General features: G+C 68.5%; 1 protein-coding gene. It reads left to right on the top strand.

Annotated features, from left to right (window positions below):
• Positions 1 to 308, top strand: a 308-nt coding sequence (locus EXE45_RS20690) for a hypothetical protein (RefSeq protein WP_199233722.1), incomplete at both ends; no start/stop codon positions are given.

The following is a 308-nucleotide window of genomic DNA, read 5'->3' as shown; positions in this document are numbered from 1 at the left end:
TGGCCTCCTCCAGCCGCTCGACGCGTTCGCGCAGTTCTTCGAGGTTGGGATCCTCGGCCCGCGCATCCTCCAGCGGGCGGACATCGGTGAGTGCGTCGTCGACGCGCTTGTCCTCGGCCTCGCCGCCGAGGTAAAGATCGCGGCGATCCTGGTGGAGGCTCCGGAGCGTCGACTCAGCGATGCCGGTGTCGTCGGCGACAGTCGCGAACGACTCACCGCGGTCGACACGGGTGAGGGCCTCCCGGCACCGACAAGCAGCTCTATCAGATTGCTGATGCCGCCGCTGGCGACGCTCGTCTCGCGATCGG

This window comes from Halorubrum sp. SP9 (assembly GCF_005435015.1).
Taxonomy (GTDB): Archaea; Halobacteriota; Halobacteria; order Halobacteriales; family Haloferacaceae; genus Halorubrum; species Halorubrum sodomense.
Note: the sequence above shows the minus strand (reverse complement) of the source record. Positions and strands in the feature narration are given on the sequence as shown.